General features: G+C 65.9%; 2 protein-coding genes. Both read left to right on the top strand.

Features of this window, described 5'->3' with window-relative positions:
* On the top strand, positions 1 to 654 hold a 654-nt coding region (locus Q673_RS34340; protein ID WP_023007342.1), incomplete at its 5' end, for an MFS transporter.
* Between the two features lie 286 nt (positions 655 to 940).
* A partial coding sequence (locus Q673_RS0118840) for an MFS transporter (RefSeq protein ID WP_031218784.1) occupies positions 941 to 1,266 on the top strand: 326 nt, incomplete at its 3' end.

Raw genomic sequence — 1,266 nt, 5'->3', positions numbered from 1 at the left:
TTCAAGGCCGCCGCCAAGGACGTCCGCGTCTGGGCGCTGTTCGTGGTCTACGCCGCCTGCTTCGGCGTCGAACTGACCATCAACAACATCGCCGCCATCTACTTCTTCGACCACTTCGACCTGACCCTGGCCACCGCCGGGATGATCGCCGGCCTGTTCGGCCTGATGAACCTCTTCGCCCGCACCCTGGGCGGCATCTTCTCCGACCTCTTCGCCCGCAACGGCGGCCTCAAGGGCCGGGTGCGCTGGCTGTTCATCGCCATGCTCTGCGAGGGCGTCGCCCTGATGTTCTTCTCGCAGATGCACGTGCTGGCACTCGCCATCGGCATCATGCTGGTGTTCAGCCTCTTCGTGCAGATGGCCGAGGGCGCCACCTTCGGCGTGGTGCCCTTCATCAACAAGAAGGCGCTGGGCGCCGTGGCCGGCATCGTCGGTGCCGGCGGCAATGCCGGAGCCGTGGCCGCGGGCTTCCTGTTCCGCTCGGAGTCGCTCTCCTACCAGCAGGGGCTCTTCTACCTGGGCATCGCCGTGCTGATCGCCTCCCTGTGTGCCCTGGTGGTGCGTTTCTCGCCGGAAGTCGAAGCCGAGGAGGCCCAGGCCTACCGCGACGCCGTGGGCGAGGACACCGGCGCCGGCGCCCTGTCGCTGCGCTGAACGCCCCCCGGCGCAGCCGGCACCATCCCGGGGCGAAGGCGCTTCGCCCTGCACCCTCACGGCACCCCGGCCCCGGCCGGGGTGCCGCTTCTCATCGGCCGAAGAGCCTCTAAAAAGCTGATACCCATAGGGAAAATCCACTACTGGCAGGCCGATTGCTTGATATGAATCAAGCATTGGTGGACGTGGACCAGGCTCCCCGGGAGTACGAGTGCGTCGGACCCGACCTTCAACGGCGAAGGCCCAAGAGATCGTGTGTTCGAACGTCATTCGACGAGGTACCCCCATGGAAATCCACAACAAGGCCAACAGAATCCGCCTGTTGAACTTCAGCACCCCCCAGATGCGCGCCTTCCACTTCTCCTGGTTCGCCTTTCACCTCTGCTTCTTCGGCTGGTTCGGCATCGCCCCCCTGATGGCGGTGGTCCGCGATGACCTGGGCCTGACCAAGACCCAGATCGGCAACACCATCATCGCTTCGGTGGCCATCACCGTGCTGGTACGCCTGCTGATCGGCGTGCTGTGCGACCGACTCGGCCCGCGCCGCACCTACACCGGGCTGCTGTTGCTCGGCGCCGTGCCGGTGATGGCCATCGGCCTGGCCGACAGCTT

It is taken from the genome of Halomonas sp. PBN3, from assembly GCF_000475415.1.
Lineage (GTDB): Bacteria > Pseudomonadota > Gammaproteobacteria > Pseudomonadales > Halomonadaceae > Halomonas > Halomonas shengliensis.
Note: the sequence above shows the minus strand (reverse complement) of the source record. Positions and strands in the feature narration are given on the sequence as shown.